The following is a 20,412-nucleotide window of genomic DNA, read 5'->3' as shown; positions in this document are numbered from 1 at the left end:
ATAAACTGGACATCAGTTATTTCATGTTTCAAAAACTCCCTTTTTGCAAACGCAGAAGCATAGCGATATCACGGTAATCATATTGAACGCCTTCTTTAATGTGCAAAAAGGTGAAGAAATTACGTAAACGTTGCTTGATTGCCTTTTCCATTAAGGCTTCACGCATCGCTACTCGATTCTCCAAATTCAGCAGCTTATTTCGCAGCGCCAAGGAGGAGGTATTACTGGCCCAGTTTTCATAAAATTGACTTGATCCATCATATCGAAAATTTTTCGTCCAATATTGTCCAACTCATTTTTCACAAAGGAATCATTAATCTCTTTCGTCAGCCAGCTTACCTTTCCACCAGCCGGAACTTGAATAATGCCCATCTTCTTCATATTCAACAAGTCTTCAGCTTCCAGCTTGGCATTTTCAATCACGAGGTAGGCGTTGCGATGATCTGCAATTTCATTGACCAAATCGGAATTCAACGCATTATAGGCATCAAATAAAGTAATCACATCTAGGCTCTTCCTTTCAAAATGGGCTATGTAATGGTTGCTTAAATAAATAAAAGAACCACCTTTACTAAGGTAGTTCCTTGTTGAATTAACGTTCACCGTTAGTAATTCATTTCAATCCTCATTTACTTGATCCATTAATAATGTTGGCTTTATTCAGCGGACATGGCATCCGCTTTTGTTACATGAACCGTACCATATGGATGCTCAGGCGGCGCATAGATGGCGTATATTTTAAGTGGGGTATTCCCCGTATTGGTAACATTGTGCCATGTTCCAGCAGGTACCATAATTGCATAGCCACCACAGGCCATTGCTTGAAAATTCAAATGATCTTTACTTTCACCCATCTGAACAAGTCCCTGACCTTCTTCAATACGTATGAATTGATCCGTTGTGGGATGAACTTCTAAACCAATGTCATCTCCAACATTAATACTCATTAGGGTCACTTGAAGGTGTTTCCCTGTCCACAAAGCAGTGCGGTAAGTATTATTTTGCTTAGTAGCTTGGTCAATATTCACTACAAATGGTCTTTGCCCATAATCTGTTAATTTATAAGGACACCAGTTCGTGTTGATCCCATTATAATAATGACCATTCCAATTATTACTCCAATGGATGTTATTCCAATGGTCATGCATTGGATTATGCCATTGATATGGATAGCATGAATTACGGTACACTATTCATTCTCCTCTCAGCATTTCATTGTTTATTTTCATTCTATGCACTTGCCTATCTAAAGGTTTAAAAAATTGCTCAAGAGCCTGAGACCTTAAAACAACGGCAACACCAAATGCTAAACAATTGACAGCCGATCTTTATAGTTATGAAGATAACTATCCATTTGCTTAACGAGTGATTCAATAATTTTTTTTAGCAGAAGCCTTAAAATAATAAGCTTATTTTTAATTTGTTCCCGTTTAGCTTCGGATCGTGCAGTATCCTCCTTAAGCAAATCATCCATTAGAACCAGTGTAGGACGGTGATGCTTATAGTGAATACCTCTCAAGCTACCATCAATCCCGCGAATCATAATGCAGGAATCCAGTCCACCTTTACTCTTGAGCCATATTTCGTTGTTATTCCAGCGGCTCCCTTTACGAATCCCAAAATCCTCAATCAGCATCGTATTCGTTTCTAGCTCATCTTTGATCATATCGAGGAACGGAAGAGCAATTTGTTCTGTCGCAGATATAATCAGTGTAAACTGTGATTTATCATATAAAGTCGCATACAGTGGAAATAAAAAAGAACTGATCGTTGACTTTCCATGCTCCCTTGGGAGACCGAAAGCCGTAATCAGTCCTGTATTTGCAAGCATATGTCTTAATTCCGTGAATAGCTCTTTGTGAAACTTGCCGAATGCTCGATCAAAGTATTTAGGGAAATAGGCTAAGGCGAAAAACTCAATGTCCATCTCACCGATAAGCTTGCGGAGTTCAGAGAAAGAGAACGTTTCAATCAGTTGTTTCATTTTGGGCGGCTTAAAATGCTTCTCCATATACTGCTTAAGCAACTCAGCCTGTCGCTGCTCTTCTTGCTTTATCGTTTCAATGGGTATAGCTCCTTTCTTAAATTCACTATAAAAACCGGAGAAAAACAACGACATAATTATTTTCAGATTATATTCAGATATATAAAAACAGGGAAAAGACATGACGGAAGCGGGTTTGCCCCGTTCTCCAATCAACCTTTTCCCCAATTTTTTTCAAGTCTTATTCATGTCTTCAGTGAGAAACAATCCTGACACGACGTGCCCCCATCAATGAAAGTTATTTACTTTCATAATGTACTACGTCGTAGTTCATAAAAATACTGCACACTGGGATGCTTTAACTTCATCTTCTCGGTCATGTTTAAAATTCGCTTTTTTCCTACTCGTCTGTCCACTAAAGCTAGAATATTCAATAAGATATCATTACTCTCTAAGCTGTCTTCTATAGAAGTAGTTAAAAACTTATTAGCTACAACATTAAAATTAGACTTGCTTAATGAGGCCTGTGCTGATAAAAGCTCCTTTGCATGTTCTGATATTTTTCTACCTCTTGCAATTACTTGTAGACGCTCCTCGGGAACGTTCCCATTAGTATCTTTTCTGACCGCTTCAATTTCTTCATTGCTGATAGGAACTTGGATATCTGGATCATTCTTGATTTCCAACTCCGTCTGATACCATTTGATTGGACTAGTGATATCATTCATATTGAGTATGTTCTTCTTATCTACAGTTATATAACAAATTCCAGATTTATCAGGTAAATAACGGTAACTGGTCGCTCGGTATTCGCCCCTTCCGTCTAACGCAGGACAGAGGAAGCTCTCCAGTTGTTGCTTCAATTTACTCCAGGACATATATCCTCCTATGTTTCCAATGTCTACTAACAGCCCGTCCCCCAACTCGGCAATTTAATTTCCACGTTCCTCTACCTCATCATGATCCTTGCTTCCAAACTCATCAAGCAATGTACGCACTTCACTTGTTGATTTGGCGTTCATTAAGCTGTTTCTGAGTTCACTTGCCCCTCGGAATCCACGGACATATATTTTGAAGAAGCGGGCGAGAGGGCTGAACGAACGTGGCTCCTGCGCTGAATAATGATCATGGAGATCTAGATGAAGCCGCAGCAGTTCAAGCAATTCCTCACTGCTGTGTTCCTTCGGCTCCTTCTCAAACGCAAATGGATTCTGGAAAATACCACGCCCAATCATAATGCCATCCACTCCATATTGCTCAGCGAGCTTCAAGCCGGTCTGACGGTCCGGAATATCTCCGTTAATGGTCAGCAGTGTATCTGGTGCCACCTCATCACGAAGTTTCTTAATCTTCGGAATCAGTTCCCAGTGAGCGTCTACTTTGCTCATTTCCTCTCTTGTCCGCAGATGAATGGACAAATTCACAATGTCTTGTTTCAAAATATGGGTCAACCAGTCGCGCCATTCGTCTACGGTAGTGAAACCAAGCCTTGTTTTTACACTGACGGGCAGTCCCCCGGCTTTGGTGGCCTGAATGATATCCGCTGCGATTTCGGGACGGCAGATTAGGCCGCTTCCCTTCCCATTCTCGGCTACATTCGCTACAGGACAACCCATATTAATATCGATGCCTTTGAAGCCTTCTTTCGCCATACCGATGCTCATTTCATGGAAATATTCCGGTTTATCTCCCCAGATATGGGCCACCATGGGCTGTTCATCCTCTGTAAAAGTCAAACGCCCGCGTACACTTTTGTTCCCCTCCGGGTGACAATAACTCTCTGTATTCGCAAACTCCGTAAAAAACACATCCGGTCTGGCTGCTTCACTTACGACATGGCGAAACACAACATCCGTCACATCTTCCATCGGTGCCAGTATAAAAAAAGGTCGTGGCAAATCACGCCAAAAATTATTCGTCATATCAAAAACTCCTCTATAAATACCAGGACAAATCTTTGGTCCCAAAATGGTAAAGCTAACTTGTTCATGTCCTTGCTTCTTCTTTACATATAATATGTTTAAGCAACGTAGTTCAAACGGTGTATATGTTAAACATAGACATCTAAATGAGTATATCATACCCAATAGAGGAGCATACTCCCCAAAAGACTAGCAAAAAAAGGAAGAGCGCCGCCCCTCCTTGCCATCTTCTATAACGTACTGCGCCGCAGTTCATAGAAATACTGCACGGCATAACTTCCCCCAGCCTACGCCGTTCCCATGCGAATGGCTTAAAAAAAGAGCCGAGGAATAATATCCTTGACCCTTTTCGTCAATTTCTACACATGAATACCCAAGATTTTCAACTGTTCATTGATTTTAGCTTCAAGTTCAGCAATTTCTTGTTTATCTTGCTCTAATAGCTTATTTACTTCATCGAGGTCAATAACTTGCTCTTCTTCAAACGTATCCACGTAGCGAGGAATATTTAAGTTAAACTCGTTTTCTTTGATTTCTTCAAGTGATGTCACGTGAGCATATTTATCAACATCCACACGATTTTGGTACGTTTCGATAATCTTATTGATGTTTTTATCAGTAAGTTTGTTTTAATTTTTACCTTTTTCAAATTCATTACTTGCATCGATAAACAAGATGTCTTTTGTTTTACGATTTTTCTTGAATACTAAAATCGTAGTTGGGATGGATACGCCGTAAAACAAGTTGGCAGGTAAGCCTATAACGGTATCAAGGTAGTTTTTCTCAATGATCGTTTGGCGAATCGCACCTTCCGCTGCACCACGGAACAAGACACCATGCGGTAATACAATCGCCATGGTGCCAGTATCATTCAGATGATACAAGCTGTGTAAAATAAATGCATAATCCGCCTTAGTTCTAGGAGCGAGTTTACCATATTCCCTAAAACGTGGATCTTTGAGTTTCGTTTCGCTATTGTCCCAATGAGCAGAATAAGGAGGATTCGCAACCACGGCATCAAATGAGCGGGGGTGGTCAGTTCCTTGGGCATCTGGTCCATCAGGCCAATCGCTTTCAAGTGTGTCAGCATTAAACAGAGTCATGTTATTAAATGAAACACCATGCATCATCAGATTCATACGAGCCAAGTTGTATGTTGTCGTATTCTTTTCTTGACCAAAAAATTTAATCGCCCCTGGTTTATTTCCACCAGGCAGCTCACCTTGAACCGTTAATAGCAATGACCCAGATCCACAAGTCGGGTCATATAGCGAAAAAGTATGTTCCGATTCTTCTACATCGTCCGTTACGATTTTAGCCAATACTTTAGAAACTTCATGAGGTGTGTAGAACTCTCCACCTTTTTTACCTGCACTTGCTGCAAATTGACCGATTAGGTATTCATAGATTGCACCAAGAATATCCTTGTTATCTTCACCCTTGTATTCAATGCCATGAACAAGCTTTACAATTCGGTTAAGTGATTTTGCACGTTCATTGGTAGAAGAACCTAGACGTGAGTCTCCAAGATTAATGTCGTTAAATACGCCACGAAAATCTTTCGCAGCTTCTTGGTTTAATCCAGCGTTATTATTGAAGTGCCCACAGTTTTGTTGTGATGGTTTGTAGATTATTGCTCATATTGTTATTTTCCTCCTAGATAAACATCTGTTGTAGTAGTGCTTTCTTCTGCTCTTGCAAGTGTTCCAGCTTACGCTTATGAAGGGTGATGAGGTGGTCGAGATCGCTAAAAAATTCACCAATTTTATCTTGTTCTCTCTTATCTTTAGGGAAATAAAATTCCGATCCCACTAATTCCATATGAGCCTGTATTTAATTTACCCGAATCCATGATCACGATTAAATCAGCCCCGTTCCTGACTTTGAAAGGCAATTGCTCAAAATTACTGTCAGCTTTCTCCCTTCCAGTATTAAACATTGAAAATACCCCAACGAATGGGTCCTTTTGTAAACTAAATCTCTCTTTCAACCGATGAATACATATGCTAGGTTCGTAATTAAATATCTTCTGCTGTCCTTTTGTTTCTTGAATGAACGCTTACTTGGGACACCTGTATCCGATTAAGAATGTTTTTGTACCCAACAAACCCTGTGATACATATCGGTCTTGACCCCAAGTTGTTCCCATCTGTGTCTTCTATAGTCAGACTCGAATTAAAAATGTTGCACTTTACTTTTGTAATCAGCCATCACATCTAGAAAGGAGTCATGAACTCACTTGAGCATATTATCAGATGGGATCGGATATGAAAGCCTACGCTTTTATGGCCCCTTTCAGCCGCAACACATCGAAAAACTTCAAATAACACGTACCATTAATGATCATACCTTTTTACATATCAGTGGTATGCTCTCCGAAGAACAGGGAGCCGCATGCATCGGACAAAATATGGAGCAAGAGCCGATTGTGATTCGTCAGTTGGATGATCAAGGACAATCGCTGAGAAGACTGTTTCACGGGATCGTTAAGCAAATGTCTGTGAATTGCACGCGGGGAGTATATACCTTTGAACTGGAGGCCGCTTCCCATTCCTATCAGATGGATATCAAGGTCAAAAAGCGATCCTATCAGGATATTCACCGTACCTATGATGATCTGGTCACTGCACTGGTTCGAAAGTATCAGTACGGAGATGCCATTGATACGGTAAGCAACTATGCCAAACTGGAGACATTTGTTTTACAATATGAGGAGACCGATTGGGCGTTTTTAAAGCGTCTTGCTTCCCGCTTTGGCTCCGTACTTGTGCCAGAGGTAACCGCAGCCTCACCCAAAGTTTTCTTCGGGATGCCAGAAGGCAAGCAGTACAAGGTGGAACGAGATGTATTTTATCGGGTACGAAAAACGTTTCATGAGCTGGATACGGGAAAACCAGGGGAACATGCTGGCTCATATGTCACTTATATGATCGAAAGTCTGCAATACTATGCGCTGGGCGACCTTATCACGTTGCCCATTGGACAAGGCAAAGAGTTGGTCGTCGTTCGGGCAGTAACAACGTTAGCAGATGGCTTACTGCGTACTCGTTATGATCTTCAAGCTGAACAGGATATCCGCTATGCCCGTTATGAAAACGATCAGGCTACCGGAATTTCATTGACAGGAACGGTGCTCAAGGTACAACAGGATTTCGTACAGCTTCAACTGGACATCGACCCGAAGCAAGATCCTACCAAAACCTGCTGGTTTCCCGTAGCGACTCGATATGTAGCCGAAGAACATAGCGGATGGTACGATATGCCTGAAATCGGGGAACAGGTGGAGTTATATCTGCCTACACACCGCGAACAGGATGCCTATGTAACGGATTCGCTGCGACAACAACGCCACGCGAATGGGCAGCCGAATGTGAAGATATGGCAACATGTGCAAGGTAGTGGGATAGAAATGTCTGAGCATGAATTGACCCTTTCTACCTCGGATGGATTTTCTATTACACTGCACGAGGATACGGGCATCACCATCAACAGTCCGGGGGATGTACAGATTCAGGGTGGTCACGTGAAGCTGGATGCAGGTGAGGAACTATCACTCGAAGCTGGAACAGCGCTATACTTAAAAGGTGGGGCCAGCAGCATGGTGCTCGATGGTGAGACAGACACCAAAGCTCCAGTGATTTACCAAGAAGGTACGGTAAAAGCTCCAGTTTTCGTAGCTGACCTTCCTCCTGTACCTGAGCCTCCATTGATGAGTATTAAAGCCTATGAAGCGGCTCAATCAGCAGCTAAGGATTCATCTAGCAGCCAAGCCTCTACACCTAAAGCCAAAATTACGACTCCAGCTGAGCTTCAGAAGGCTAATGCTTTGATGGGGACAGTATCCAAGCTATTAGGTTCCATTCCAGTGATGGGAAAAGTGGCTAGTGTGATGTTGAATACGGTTGGTGGACCCGCAGGTAAAGTAGCGGCAACGGTGTTACAGGCAACTGGAGCCATCCCTATTCGTAGTAAAGGAACGCCAACGGTTGGAAGCAGTGAGGGTAGCGGTTTACATCCACTGAAACACTTGGCTGGTTTAGCGATGCAGGGATTGATTAGTCAATATGAACACGAGCAAGCGAGACAAGCCTATTATAGCAAGTGGATTTTAGGTAAAGTATATACGAGTGCGCGTCATTTGGCTGATTCCGGTGGCCCATTGGAGTTGATTCAGAACCTGCTGAAAGAGTCAAATGCTATAGTACATGCGTATCAGCAGATTCCTGTAGATCTGAGACAACGCTGGAGAGCAAATTCCGACAGCCACATGGAACAGCAGCAGCCGAAACCACAAGTTGAGAAGCCTAAGTCCTTGTGGGACCGTTATCTGGATCATACGGGTAGCAGTGCGATGATAGAAAGCCAAATAGCAATGGAACAGGCACACACAGCACAAAATGTGACTGTGAAGTCGGCAGATAGTCTAACTGAAATAGGAAAAGGAATTTATGATGCTACAGCAGAAAGAACCCAAAAACGATACGATTCGGTTGGCGCATATTTGGATTACTTGTCGTACGGTATACCTAAAGGATTGTATCAGGCTTATATGGAGCGTGCACGTAATCAAGGTAAATCTGGTAGTGACGCTATCAATTTTGCTACATTCGGAGTAACAGAGGCTATACGTGGAGCTTTGACACCTGAAGATCCTTTGTCACCAGACCATTGGTCCAATATCATTAGTGTAGCAGGGATCGTTGAGGGAGTCGGTTCATTTTTCAAGCCCAAACCTACACTAAAATTACCAGCTAAAGAGCCGGTTCATTCAGGCCCTAGAATCATAAATGAAAAAACAGAGTCACCCCAACTCTCAAACCCGAAGCCCAATAAGGAGATAGAGATTAAGGGGACAGGAAAAGCTGGTAAAGGAAATAGTGTGGCTATCGATGTTAATCCTAATGAGATACAATTTAGTCAAAGCTCAGTAAATGGAGCAGATGATATTATAGCAAGTATGAAGGCAAATGGATGGAAAGGTGATCCTATAGATGTTGTTCAAATGCCAGATGGAAGTTATACTACCATTGATAATACAAGAGTTGTAGCTGCCAGAAAAGCAGGAATAGATGTAAAGGCTACAGTGCATAGTGCAGATGAGTTGCTCCCAACAGAATATATAGACAGATTTACAACGAAAAAAGGAGTTCCTACAACATGGGGAGAAGCTATTGAGCTAAGAATTGGGAAACAAAAAGCTTCATTTAGAAACAACAATCCGTATGGTTCTTTTGAAATGGAAACAGTAAAATAAAGGGGATATTAACTATGAAATTATTAAATGCAAAAGAGTTATATGATACATTCGAGTATCCTGAGAGTTTTCAAAAAGTAGTAGAATTAAATTTAATTGATTATGATTTATGGTATTTAATGAGCAATGAACAAGTTTTAACTCGAATTGAAGGACTTAAAAATAGATATCCTAATAGGAAATTGATTCCTTTCGCAAGAAGAGATGATAGTGATGATATTGCTTGTTTTGAGATTGGGAAAGCAGATAAAGTTGAGATAATTCATGATTTTACTGGTGTTGGCTATGAACAGAGAAAAGAATTTGAAACATTCTGGGATTGGTTTAAAAGTGCAATAGATGAAATGGTAGAATACAATGAATAGAGTGGTGAATAATAAATGACTTATCAAGAATTAAGCAAAGAAGTTTCTTATGCACTTAGACATGCCCCATGGGAATATGAATTAGAAATCGATGATGAAGGTTGGGTTTCGATAGAGCAATTAATAGAATCTTTTGCAACCAATGATAAGTGGATTCAGTTAGAGACTAATGATTTAATTGAAATGGTAAATTCATCGGAAAAGAAGCGTCATGAAATTCAAGGAAATAAGATTCGTGCATTATACGGACATTCAATGACTAATAAGATTCTAAAAGAAGAAAAAGAACCACCAAATGTATTATATCATGGTACTGCTAAAAGATTTCTTGATTCAATTAAGGTAAAGGGGTTGTTGCCACAAGCAAGGCAGTATGTTCATCTATCAGCGGATACTGATACAGCTATTCAAGTGGGAAAAAGAAGAGACAATGAACCTCAAATACTGAAGGTTAGAGCGATGGAAGCATATACTCAAGGTGTTAAGTTCTACTATGGAAATGATAAAGTATGGTTAGCAGATTTTATTGGTGCTAAATATATTGAGTTCTAGTCTTCAATTAGGTACCCATGTGATGGAAATTATGAAACATAATGAATTTTACAATTATTTAGTTCTATACAGCGGAAAATACCTTGAAGGGCATCCTAAAATGAAGAAAGAATCAAGAATGCTTTAGAAGGGACAAAAAAAGATTAGATTTACAATCTTAACAACAAGATCGTACAATACAACAAACCAAACACTAAACAACTTGACAAAAACACTTGATAAACTTTCTAAGGCTTATTCCCACTTGAATCATAAGTAGGAGTGAGCTTTTTTCATGTTAAAAAAATCTCCTTAAAAGTCCCAACAGCTCCCTACAGAAAAACACAACTTGCCATCCCTCCCCATCAGAGTTAACATACACACACTCAAACAACGGGAGGGAAATATGTCATGTCAGATTGGCCAGATTGGTTTCTCGAAGCATTACGTCAACGTTTTTATCAGTTAGAGCTCGCCAGTGAACAACAAGCTTCATGTTCATCAGAGGACAAAAATCTATTCACTCAAATGAATCAATTCAAAAGCAACCAAAACGAGGATGCCCAACATCTGCTATCTGAATGGGAAGAAGCAATTGCCTACCAGCTAAGTCAGGACAAACAATCCATCTATATGGAAGGAGTAAAAGACGGGATTCGATTGATTCTTCCCGTCATACAACCCACAGTTATTCGTTAGCCTATTGATCGTTTTAGCCTATGAATTTCGTTAGTCCAATATTTCGTCTATGCTCATTCCACTTTTCAAGGTAAAAACAAAATGCGCTGGTGAGAGAATCGTGATCTTCTCCACCAACGCATTAAATAGGTTATCAACAAATTGTTCTAGTATATCTTGCCGTGAGCTTAGTACTTGAATGATTTCATCAACTCGTTCCTTGATTTTTTCCTTCTGATCCTCTTCCTCCTCTAATATAAGCATCTGTTGCCGTAGCTCGTTTAGCTCACTGGAAAGTCTGTTTGTTTCTTCAGCATATACGCTCTCATCAATCTGATTCCTCAGCTTGAGGTTCACTAATTCCTTCAAGTCAGATTTCAATTGTTGCATCTGTCCTTCAATTTCCAATAGTGGTTCTCGCCCTACTTTGCTGGAAAGTACCGATACAATATTGGCTTTCAACGTCTTCATGAATCTTTCCTTGTTCTCATACATCCGGTTAAACAATCGTACAAACGCGGAATGTAAAACTTGTTCATCGACTGATTTGGCATCACAGGCTGCTTTCCCTTCATTGACATACGTTTTGCATTGCCATACCACTTTTTTGGATGGATTATTGCTGTTCCAGGTTCGGCGTTTAAAAATGGCTCCACAGCATCCACAATATACTTTACTGCTTAGTGCGTATTTACTGGAGTATCTTTTACTCTCTCCCATTACGCTCCCTTTCAGCTTGGCTCTCCGTTCCTTCTCTTTTTGTACCGCATCGAATATTTCCTTGGATACAATCGGTTCATGGTTGTCCTCAATTAAATATTGCTGCTCCTGTCCTTTATTCCTTATTCGTTTGTGGGTTAGAAAATCTACAGTCACCGTCTTTTGCTGAAGCAAAGCTCCGTAATATTTCTCATTGGTCAGAATTAAGGTAATGGAGGAATCCCACCACGTATCACCACCCGTGACTGTTTTAATGTGATCTCGAATCAATCCTCTGGCAATCGCCTGATAACTTTTCCCATCCAAATACTCCTCGTATATTCTGCGTACAATCTCGGCTTCCTTCTCATTAATGACCAATTCACCATGTTCATCCTTATCATAGCCGAGAAAGCGAGTGGTGTTGCAGAAGACTTTGCCGTTTTGGAAGCCACGCAGTATTCCCCATCGACTGTTTTCAGAAATATTTCGACTCTCGTCTTGAGCAAGTGAACTCAGGATAGTCAGCAATACTTCGCCTGTGGTATCCAGTGTATTAATGTTTTCTCGTTCAAAAAATACGGCAACCCCGAGACTTTTGAGTTCCCGTACATATTTCAATAAGTCCAATGTGTTTCTCGCAAACCTCGAAATCGATTTGACCAGAATGAGATCCAGTTTACCGTTTCGAGCATCCTGTATCATCCGATTAAAGTGCGTTCTATTTTTGGTGTTAGTTCCGGTGATCCCTTCATCGGCGTAAATATCAGCCATTTCCCATTCCAAGTTGTTTTGAATGTATTGGGTATAATGATTGACCTGATTGGTATAGCTTTCCTTTTGCTCCTCAGAATCGGTACTGACTCGGCAATAGGCAGCGACTTTCTTCTTTTGAATCGATTGAATTCCTTCTACGATGTCCATCGTTTTAATGGGAACGATCACGACTTTTTTTGCGGTTGCGGCTTGTGCCATAGGTGTTTCTCCCTTCGATATCTTCTTTATACGGTCACATGGTATAATGCGTGCGGTACATCATCAAGTCCATTTCTGTCCATGTTACAGCTACTTGAAAGACTTTTTATTCAGCTCATCAATCGCTATAAACTCTTCTTCTGTAATGACATGTAGTGATCTCAATTGTTTCAACAAGCTTAGACTAAGTAAGTAGTCGATAGATTTTCGTTGCATATGTATGTGCTCCTTTAAAATTAAAAATGGCTCACCACAAAGGCAAGCCGATAGATATAAAGCTTAGAATAAATTCTTAAGGCTAATAGTCTTTTCTGTAGTAATGCTAGGATCGCTTACTAAGGTGGCAGTCAGTATAAGGGCTTTATGGTTCACCCGACCTCTGCTTCCTGCTTTTATGGTTACACTATTTCCTGAGCTGGATGTTATGCTTCCCATGATAGGAGTTGAATGATCCTGATTTTGTAGACTCCACTCTACAGACTGGTCAAACACTTCCACTCCATGATCATAAATATGACTAACGTATGAGGCGCTTTGACCTGTCTTGAGGATGGGATTGCCGGTAATGGCTATCGAATAGATATGCGTTCCTGTTTCGACGACTCTTATTTCAATGGTACTTTGTACTGTCAGGTGATACGTTAATTTCGCAGTGATGCTTGCTTGTCCCAAAGCAATGCCCATAACCCGACCTTGCTGGTCTACGCTAATTACACTCGGATCACTGGATGTATAGGTAATCGCCGGATTCGCTATCTCATTCCCATTATCCGTAGCAGTCACATTCAGCGGTATTGTTTCGTTTAGAGGTACATAAGCTATCGTTCTCTGATTGATTTGTAAAGCATATGTATGAGTAATCTCATATTTCCATCTGTCTGCAATATTATTTTCCACGTCATCATAAGCTGTATTTATGCTATCTAATGTGCAGCTTAACTGGATGATGCCATTCATCGTGCGGTCAATTCCAACTATTTTAAAAGGCTGATGAGTAATGTAGAATCGTTGGCTTAATGTAATGCCCCTCGTATCTGTATTGTCTTGTACGGTAATCAGGATGTTGCCCTCTGGCATGGAGATAACTTTACCTGTTTCCGTTGAAAACGTTCTGGCTTCTACCACAGCATCAAACCATCTCACCTGTCCATTCCAGTTTAAAGCTAGCCATTGATTACACTTTTTCATTCTGCCTCGACACGACTGTTCATTTCGATCCACCTGACTAGTAATTAAATAACGTTCATAACGATAATCCACGATATCACCTGTATGTAATGGTGTTGCTGCACGAATAATTTTTTCATCAGTCATTTGAATGGTATTTGTCGCATCCTGAATTAGAGCAAGCTGTCTTACACTGTTGATATGCACAAGCTCTCCCTTCTCTCGCAGAAAGAAATCCAGCATGGGTTCTAAGCTTCGTGTCACTCCTTCACCTCCAATGCAAAATCCGGCTTACAGCGATACAGGTATAACTCCACATAATCGCTCCATTCCTTCATGTCCAAAATAATAAAGATACTCATGCTAATTCGTACATAGCCATTCAACTGCAACAAGGATTCTGGTGGACAGAAAGCTCGATATGTTGTCTCTAGTATGTAACCATCTTCAAATGAAAAGCTTTTGCGATAAGGTTGTACGTCTGCCATCACTGACAGAACAGGTGTGAAATTGGCGTTATCCAAAATTTCCAGCTTCGTATCATAGAACATTAATCTGTCCCGACCTTGATTTTAGGTAGAGGAAGAGCAAGCAGGATACTTGCCGGAATCCCTGTTTCGTATGTAGCTGATCGTTCACCTTCCTGCTTATTTGTTAAGCCAACTGAATCCTGATTTTTAAATAGATACACCGCATAATCGACCATGACATCATCATATTCCACTGGCAGTGTTACCACGTTACAATAGCCGATAATATTACTTCTAGCTTTGTTTAAGTAGTGAATCAAGATCTCGTCTTTAGATGTATCTATTGGCTCTATGCCTAATAACTGTTTCATTAAATCCATTAGCTCACTCATGTGCTATCTCCTGTACCTCCTTTACCTGTTCCTTCTCGGTACGCTTCATGCTCTTGGTAGCTTGAGCTTTCGTTTGGGGTACATCTTGCTCCGTCTTATCCTGTTTAGGTTCCTCTACTTGCTCATAATGTCCACTGGCCTGTAACCGCAGCATTAACTCCTGATCTGTGACTTCCCATGTGCAGCCTGTTTCCTGATTCAAAAACCACATCTTATCACCCTCCAAAATTAAAAATAAGGGCATCCAAAACGGATACCCCAAACGTGTTTCTTCTATTATAATGTGTTCTCATATCATCCACTTTCAATTAAGACTTATTGGCTGTGAGTACAGCGAGAGCTTCCGGCTTGATACATTTAGCTCCGAATACCTGCAACCCTTTTACTGCGTCTGAAAATTGTTTCTCTGGTCTGAATGCTTCCACCGAATCCACTTGCCCGGCAAACGAAATGGCACTCTTATGACCTGCGATGATTTTATACTTGGCTCCTCCTGTATTTGGCACATTGTTGGATTTATAAACGGTCATGCTATCAATATCTCCGACATAGCCTGTGCGGATAACATTCGGGTCTTTGGTGAAGCGTGCATCCTTCAAAAGTAAGCCATAATACCAAGCAGGAACCACCACAAAACGCTCACTTTCAGGCACATTATTTTCGTCCAGCAAAACGCCCAAATCAATCAGTAAATCATAGGCTGTATCTTTCGTAGGGGTTATCGGCGTTGCATCGTTACCCATCGTATTCTCAGCTTTGACCTCTGTGTAGAATCCAGCAAGATACTGATCGACCACATTGGCGAGTCCATACGAAGCTTCCACGATTCCACCATCCAGTAGATTCACATTCGCTTGAGCAGCATCGACATCATCCACTTGAAAATTGAAATACTTCGCCTGATCAATCACCAATATTTTTTGCGTGGCATCCAGTTCCTGTGGATTACCGATTCCTGCAGCTTTATCATAATTGCCAATTGTCACCGCCCCAATAGAATTGATTTTCACGGTGGAGCCTTGGCCTTGAATCTCACCTTCATAATCGGTGTTGACCACATTTCCATACACCAGATTCTTCTTCAGGCTTTCATTTAAACGTGCGCTCCAAATGGTAGGAATAAAATTTTGTACTGTCATATTCTAGTCACCCTGTCCTTTTCGTTAATTATTGTTTGTTTTGTAATGCTTGTTTGACTTGATCCCAATGCTGATTAATCTCAGTTGGCGACATGCCTTTAATCGCATCCAATGTAAATATGCTACCTGTTGAACCAGCCGGAGGTGTATAGCCATCCCCTTTCAGCCGTTGTTCCACTTGCTGTTGTACAGCCAATTGCAGCGATTGTTCCAACATAGCTAAGTTCGCTGTCGTCCCTTCTTCATCCACACCAATAAAAAAATCCACTAACGGAAGTGGAAGTTTCTTTTCGGATGCAATTTTGATCGCTTGGCTGGTTAACCGTTCATCCTGCTTCTCTAGCTTCATATTTTCCACTTCGGCTCGTAGCTTCTCAACTTCGATTTCTTTCTCATCCTTCGCCGGGAATCGCTTCTTGATCTCAGCATCCACTGCACTTTCCAAATGATTGGCCTTCCACGTTTCAAGCGATTTAGCGGATCGCTTGTCCACCGTGCTATCGAACCAACTTTTTGCTTCCTTGTTGGATTGGATATATCGCTCTATCCCTTCTACGCTATACGGATTCAAACCCTGAAGATATGACAGCCATTCCTCATTTGTTTGGTTTTCCTCAATCAACTGCTTTACTTGTTCTAAATTCATTTTCGTTAATCTCCTTTATTGCCCATTCGACTCACAGAACCGAACACGCTTATGTATGTATGGAGCCGTTTAATGTCATGCTTAGGACAGGGATGTTACGCTTTAGGAATCACAAAAACGAGGAAAAGGTACAAACATACCAACTCCCCACTTTTAGGTATTTTTAACCCTTATTTCATTTGGATTTTTGACAGCCTAAAGCGTAACACCGAGTCTGTTTGGGTTCGAGCTTTCGAACACGTATATGTATGTTCAATTCGTTTAACGTCATACCTGCTACAATGATGTTACGCATTAGAAACCGTAAAAACGAGAAATAGGCACAAACATACTAACTCCTCATTTTGGGTTGTTTTTCTCCCTTAGTTTATTGGGCTTTTTATACCTCTAAAGCGTAACATCAAGCCTGTTTTTTCCTAATCTGACGCATCCGCAATTTCGTCTTTTCATTCGCATTCTTATCTCTGCATTTCTCACAGTATTTTTGCCGATTCGAATGAGCTGAAAATGCAGTCCCACATTTCTGACAGTTCACCCTCGGTTGCGCTGTTTTAAACTCAGTCTTCACATTCCGCTCAGATGTATATTCTTGATCCAGCTTCTCGTCCATTGGCAAAACTCCATTTTCAAAATATGTACAACGGGGCAGACCATCATCTTGAGCGAAAAATACACATGGACTATCCTGTAAACAGCAGTAGTTTGAGATACCGTGTTTCGCTCCGAGATAGCATGCACAATTATTTTTAACCAGCCGCTTGAACCTATTTTTATTCTGCATTCGATTTCTCCTTACTCACATCTGCTAATCGTTGCTGCTCCGAATGAAATTTATTGAATTCCAACTTTGGATTCTCCACGAATGGAAGCAACGTCAGCAACGTTTCCTGAGAGACCACCTGCTGCAGTTTCACAATCACATCAGCCATCCCAACCAAATCTGTTGGCAAGTTGCGAGTAAACTTCACGGCGATATCACGGTAATCATATTGCATCCCTTCTTTAATGTGCAGAAAGGTAAAGAAATTCCGTAATCGCTGCTTGATCGCCTTTTCCATCAACGCTTCACGCATCGCCACTCGATTCTCCAAATTTAGCAACTTATTTCTCAGCGCTAAGGAGGACGTATTGCTGGCCCAGTTCTCATTGAAGTTAACCTGATCCATCATGTCAAAAATTTTTCGTTCAATGTTATCCAGTTCGTTCTTTACAAAAGAATCATTAATCTCCTTCGTAAGCCAGCTTACCTTCCCCCCAGCCGGAACTTGAATAATGCCCATCTTCTTCATATTCAATAAATCGTCAGCTTCCAACTTGGCATTCTCAATCACGAGATAGGCATTGCGATGATCTGCAATTTCATTGACCAGATCGGAATTCAATGCGTTATAGGCATCAAATAAAGAAATCACATCCTGGAATCCGCTTTTTCTCTCCGTATTGGCTGGACAGGAGATTAGCGGGACTCTCCCAAAGATGTGATTATGTTTGCCGATATATTTCAATTCAGGTGCTTGGTTGTTTTGCTTACTCTGATTGTGTTTATCATCGTTGCCGATTGTATAGTGTAGAATTTCATGATCGGTATACACGTCAAGATACACTTGCTTATCAAACCGTCTCGTAAATTTATGTAGGCCAAGTAATACATTTCGTTCTGCTGTTCCGTCTTCCAACACATACGCATTTAAAGGAGACAATACTGTGGCTGAAAACTGTCCATCCGAGTCGATATAGTTCAACTCAAAACTCTCGCCAAAGATTTCGGATTGTTTCCGAAGCTGTAGATTATGCTCCTTGTCCCAATGACTCATATGTACATCTATATTATGTATGGCTTCATCCTGATCTGACTTGGACACATAGTTTACTGGCTTTCCAAGTAGATAGCCCACTTCGTTGTCTACGAACTTACGTGGAAAATTGAAAATGAGCTTTTGATTGCTTCGGCTTTCTTGCATCGCATAGTTCTTGAGAATAGCATGCTGACCATTGTAGTAATCTGCATATTTCTGTTTGGCTAATGCAATCGAGTGGAGTTCGTTTAGACATTCTAATATGATTTGTTCGGTTATTTGCAAATATATACTTCCTTTCAAAATGGGCTATGTAATTGTTGCTCAAATAAATAAAAGAACCACCTTTAATAAGGTAGTTCCTTGTTGAATTAACGTACCCCTTTAGTTGAACAAATTACTTAATAATTATTCTAAGGAGAGAAGTAGGTTTTACTTGAACGCTTTGTTATCTTCTTTCCATGAAATATTTATAGTTGCTTGCTTATCGTCAACATGAAATGAAGAGCCAACATTTACGCTTCGTCCTTTTTCGAGAACTGGAAAATTGACAGTCGTTTTATCTCGTATCAGGAATTCTTTAATATCGTCGAACCATATTGATATTCCTTGTATTCCTCCCCCCAAACCATAACTGAATCTAGTATCGGCTTTAGTTTTTTTCCGATATCGCTCAACGAATATTCGACTTTAGGTGGTATTTGAGAATATACGTTACGAACAACAACGCCATACTCCTCCAAAATGCGAAGCTGCTTGGTTAAGGTTGCATGAGTAATGTCTGGAAACAACCGTTGAATTTCATTAAATCGCATCGTTTTTTCACTTAAAAACAGAATGATCAGCATGGACCATTTTCCCGACAATATCTTTTGAGCGCTTGTGAATCCACATTCTTCCAATATCTCATTTGTGTAGTTCATAATTGCTATCCTTTCCGGTATCCAATTGCATACTAACGCTACTCCAAGAGCGTAGAAACCCTCTGAAGATACTTCTATAATACTAATTGCGCGATATAATTTTATCATATGATAAATTTTAAAACAATAAAATGAAAAACAGAGGAGAGTACTCGGATGAATACAATCATACCCGTTTGCAAAGAACACGTTATTTCAGCTTTTCAATATAGACATGCTACCAAAACTTTTAATACGACCAAAAAAATATCCGAAGAGGATTTTAAATATATTCTAGAAACGGGAAAGTTATCTCCCAGCTCGATTGGTTTAGAGCCATGGAGGTTTATCGTTGTGCAAAATCCGGAGTTAAGGAATAAGCTAAAAGCAGTTTCACCTGGAGCCCAAGGCCAACTGGACACTGCGAGTCATTTTCTGATCATTCTTGCCCGGACAAATGTAAGGTATGATTCCGAATATGTGATTGATCAAATGAAAAATGTGCAAAAAATGCCCCAAGAGGTTGTTACTTATATCTCTGGTGCATTAAAAGAGGTTCAGGAAGTGCGTGGTTTGTTGAAAGATGAACGTTTAATGTATGAATGGTCTGCCAAGCAAACCTATATTGCTATGGGGAATATGATGACCGCCGCTGCTTTAGCTGGAATCGATTCTTGTCCGATTGAAGGATTTGACTATGCAGCAGTAGACCATATCTTAAAAGAAGAAAGTTTGTTAGAGGAAGGAAATTTGAAGGCATCCGTGATGGTCGCTTTTGGATATCGGAATGAAGAGCCCAAACGAGCCAAAACAAGAAGCAATATGGATCAAATTGTGAGTTGGACATAACGGATCGAAGATCGCCAATAACAATCAATTAGAACGGCCTTAGTCCTGAAACCCATTGGACTGAGGCCTTTTAACTATTGTTCTCTAGCTTAATATCATCCCTGAAATCCGAAATTTTATCATTTTATGCTAACGCATCACAATGGTGGGGAGTTCGCCATGATATGATTATTAATCAATAAGGCAAAAAAAGACCAGCCCTCTAGACGACTGGTCATGCTTTCATTCCTAAATCACTCTCTTTTATTTCTCCGTCCGAGCAGCACTAAAGTGTAAAGGCTTCCTCCCACTGAAATCCCCGCCAACAAACCATTTACGAAATCACTCATCGGGACATAGCGAGAGGCGAGCAAGTACGTGACGAGAAGTAATGGGCTAACTAGAATCGCAGCTCGAAAATACTCTGTTCCTACCTTGACTTATAATTTCGCCGTCCAAATCGACAATAACCGCTCCGATAGGAAAACTACCTTCATCTCTTGCCTTTTCTGCTTCTTCGAAAGCTAACAGGAGGTATTCGTAATGTTCAAACATATAGATATTCCAGAAACATACCTCCTTTCCTTCAACCATGAAGTTTGAGGATATGCACCACGCATAACTGACCGTTAGCTTAACGAGATTGGATCAAAATAAAGAATGA

At 40.6% G+C, this 20,412-nt stretch carries 23 protein-coding genes and 1 pseudogene; 5 read left to right on the top strand and 19 right to left on the bottom strand.

Going from position 1 to position 20,412, the window contains the following annotated elements; genetic code table 11:
• Positions 1-28: 28 nt before the first annotated feature.
• The 7 genes and pseudogenes from HPL003_RS30195 to HPL003_RS12020 all read right to left on the bottom strand — a co-directional run bounded on the left by HPL003_RS30195 (position 29) and on the right by HPL003_RS12020 (position 5,537).
• The gene (locus HPL003_RS30195) at positions 29-184 is read right to left on the bottom strand and encodes a hypothetical protein (protein ID WP_274378193.1); all 156 of its coding nucleotides are present in this window, start codon (positions 182-184) and stop codon (positions 29-31) included.
• A gap of 2 nt (positions 185-186) precedes the next feature.
• Positions 187-504, bottom strand: a complete 318-nt coding sequence (locus HPL003_RS12045; protein ID WP_014279926.1) for a phage portal protein — start codon at positions 502-504, stop codon at positions 187-189.
• Positions 505-656: 152 nt separating this feature from the next.
• A complete protein-coding gene (locus HPL003_RS12040; protein ID WP_014279925.1) occupies positions 657-1,190 on the bottom strand; it encodes a cupin domain-containing protein in 534 nt (177 codons plus the stop codon).
• Between the two features lie 116 nt (positions 1,191-1,306).
• Positions 1,307-2,200, bottom strand: coding sequence for a hypothetical protein (locus HPL003_RS12035; RefSeq protein WP_014279924.1), 894 nt, complete (start codon positions 2,198-2,200; stop codon positions 1,307-1,309).
• 92 nt (positions 2,201-2,292) lie between these two features.
• A complete protein-coding gene (locus HPL003_RS12030) occupies positions 2,293-2,862 on the bottom strand; it encodes an SF0329 family protein (RefSeq protein WP_014279923.1) in 570 nt (189 codons plus the stop codon).
• Positions 2,863-2,916: 54 nt separating this feature from the next.
• Positions 2,917-3,906 (bottom strand): tRNA dihydrouridine synthase, encoded by a 990-nt coding sequence (locus HPL003_RS12025; protein WP_014279922.1) that lies wholly within the window; start codon positions 3,904-3,906, stop codon positions 2,917-2,919.
• A 359-nt stretch (positions 3,907-4,265) separates the two neighbouring features.
• Positions 4,266-5,537: pseudogene (locus HPL003_RS12020) on the bottom strand (type I restriction-modification system subunit M).
• A gap of 608 nt (positions 5,538-6,145) precedes the next feature.
• On the opposite strand from HPL003_RS12020, the gene HPL003_RS12015 reads away from it, so the two are divergent.
• The 4 genes from HPL003_RS12015 to HPL003_RS29050 all read left to right on the top strand — a co-directional run bounded on the left by HPL003_RS12015 (position 6,146) and on the right by HPL003_RS29050 (position 10,755).
• Entirely contained in the window at positions 6,146-9,160 is a 3,015-nt protein-coding gene (locus HPL003_RS12015) for a contractile injection system protein, VgrG/Pvc8 family (protein ID WP_014279920.1), read from the top strand.
• 14 nt (positions 9,161-9,174) lie between these two features.
• Positions 9,175-9,525, top strand: a complete 351-nt coding sequence (locus tag HPL003_RS12010; RefSeq protein WP_014279919.1) for a hypothetical protein — start codon at positions 9,175-9,177, stop codon at positions 9,523-9,525.
• 15 nt (positions 9,526-9,540) lie between these two features.
• Positions 9,541-10,077, top strand: coding sequence for an RNA 2'-phosphotransferase (locus HPL003_RS12005; protein ID WP_014279918.1), 537 nt, complete (start codon positions 9,541-9,543; stop codon positions 10,075-10,077).
• 390 nt (positions 10,078-10,467) lie between these two features.
• Positions 10,468-10,755, top strand: coding sequence for a hypothetical protein (locus tag HPL003_RS29050; protein ID WP_014279917.1), 288 nt, complete (start codon positions 10,468-10,470; stop codon positions 10,753-10,755).
• Between the two features lie 30 nt (positions 10,756-10,785).
• On the opposite strand, the gene HPL003_RS11995 is transcribed toward HPL003_RS29050, so the two are convergent.
• The 11 genes from HPL003_RS11995 to HPL003_RS11950 form a co-directional block, all read right to left on the bottom strand.
• Positions 10,786-12,408 carry a recombinase family protein gene (locus tag HPL003_RS11995; protein WP_014279916.1) on the bottom strand — a complete coding sequence of 541 codons (1,623 nt, stop codon included), beginning with the start codon at positions 12,406-12,408 and terminating at the stop codon, positions 10,786-10,788.
• 90 nt (positions 12,409-12,498) lie between these two features.
• On the bottom strand, positions 12,499-12,624 hold the full coding sequence (locus HPL003_RS30320; protein WP_014279915.1) for an SHOCT domain-containing protein: 126 nt from the start codon (positions 12,622-12,624) through the stop codon (positions 12,499-12,501).
• A 63-nt stretch (positions 12,625-12,687) separates the two neighbouring features.
• Positions 12,688-13,839: an Ig-like domain-containing protein gene (locus tag HPL003_RS11990; RefSeq protein ID WP_014279914.1), complete on the bottom strand. Its 1,152-nt coding sequence runs from the start codon at positions 13,837-13,839 to the stop codon at positions 12,688-12,690.
• Positions 13,836-14,126, bottom strand: coding sequence for a hypothetical protein (locus HPL003_RS11985; protein WP_014279913.1), 291 nt, complete (start codon positions 14,124-14,126; stop codon positions 13,836-13,838). The genes HPL003_RS11990 and HPL003_RS11985 overlap by 4 nt, the downstream gene beginning before the upstream one ends.
• Positions 14,126-14,437 (bottom strand): phage head-tail connector protein, encoded by a 312-nt coding sequence (locus HPL003_RS11980; protein ID WP_014279912.1) that lies wholly within the window; start codon positions 14,435-14,437, stop codon positions 14,126-14,128. The genes HPL003_RS11985 and HPL003_RS11980 overlap by 1 nt, the downstream gene beginning before the upstream one ends.
• On the bottom strand, positions 14,430-14,648 hold the full coding sequence (locus HPL003_RS11975; RefSeq protein ID WP_014279911.1) for a hypothetical protein: 219 nt from the start codon (positions 14,646-14,648) through the stop codon (positions 14,430-14,432). The genes HPL003_RS11980 and HPL003_RS11975 overlap by 8 nt, the downstream gene beginning before the upstream one ends.
• 97 nt (positions 14,649-14,745) lie before the next feature.
• Entirely contained in the window at positions 14,746-15,576 is an 831-nt protein-coding gene (locus tag HPL003_RS11970; protein WP_014279910.1) for a phage major capsid protein, read from the bottom strand.
• 28 nt (positions 15,577-15,604) lie between these two features.
• Positions 15,605-16,222, bottom strand: coding sequence for a DUF4355 domain-containing protein (locus tag HPL003_RS11965; protein ID WP_014279909.1), 618 nt, complete (start codon positions 16,220-16,222; stop codon positions 15,605-15,607).
• A 400-nt stretch (positions 16,223-16,622) separates the two neighbouring features.
• Positions 16,623-17,003: a hypothetical protein gene (locus HPL003_RS11960; RefSeq protein ID WP_014279908.1), complete on the bottom strand. Its 381-nt coding sequence runs from the start codon at positions 17,001-17,003 to the stop codon at positions 16,623-16,625.
• Complete coding sequence (locus HPL003_RS11955) at positions 16,993-18,303, bottom strand: phage portal protein (protein WP_014279907.1); 1,311 nt, start codon at positions 18,301-18,303, stop codon at positions 16,993-16,995. Before HPL003_RS11955 ends, HPL003_RS11960 begins: the two co-directional genes overlap by 11 nt.
• Positions 18,304-18,587: 284 nt before the next feature.
• Complete coding sequence (locus HPL003_RS11950; protein WP_014279906.1) at positions 18,588-18,941, bottom strand: winged helix-turn-helix transcriptional regulator; 354 nt, start codon at positions 18,939-18,941, stop codon at positions 18,588-18,590.
• A gap of 156 nt (positions 18,942-19,097) precedes the next feature.
• Here HPL003_RS11950 and HPL003_RS11945 point away from each other — a divergent pair, with 156 nt between their 5' ends.
• On the top strand, positions 19,098-19,769 hold the full coding sequence (locus tag HPL003_RS11945; RefSeq protein WP_014279905.1) for an NAD(P)H-dependent oxidoreductase: 672 nt from the start codon (positions 19,098-19,100) through the stop codon (positions 19,767-19,769).
• A 375-nt stretch (positions 19,770-20,144) separates the two neighbouring features.
• Here the strand turns inward: HPL003_RS11945 and HPL003_RS27520 are convergent, their stop codons facing one another.
• On the bottom strand, positions 20,145-20,303 hold the full coding sequence (locus HPL003_RS27520; protein WP_014279904.1) for a tRNA-specific adenosine deaminase: 159 nt from the start codon (positions 20,301-20,303) through the stop codon (positions 20,145-20,147).
• Positions 20,304-20,412 lie beyond the last annotated feature (109 nt).

This window comes from Paenibacillus terrae HPL-003 (assembly GCF_000235585.1).
GTDB classification, from domain to species: Bacteria; Bacillota; Bacilli; order Paenibacillales; family Paenibacillaceae; genus Paenibacillus; species Paenibacillus terrae_B.
This window is presented reverse-complemented; position numbering and strand designations above follow the sequence as displayed.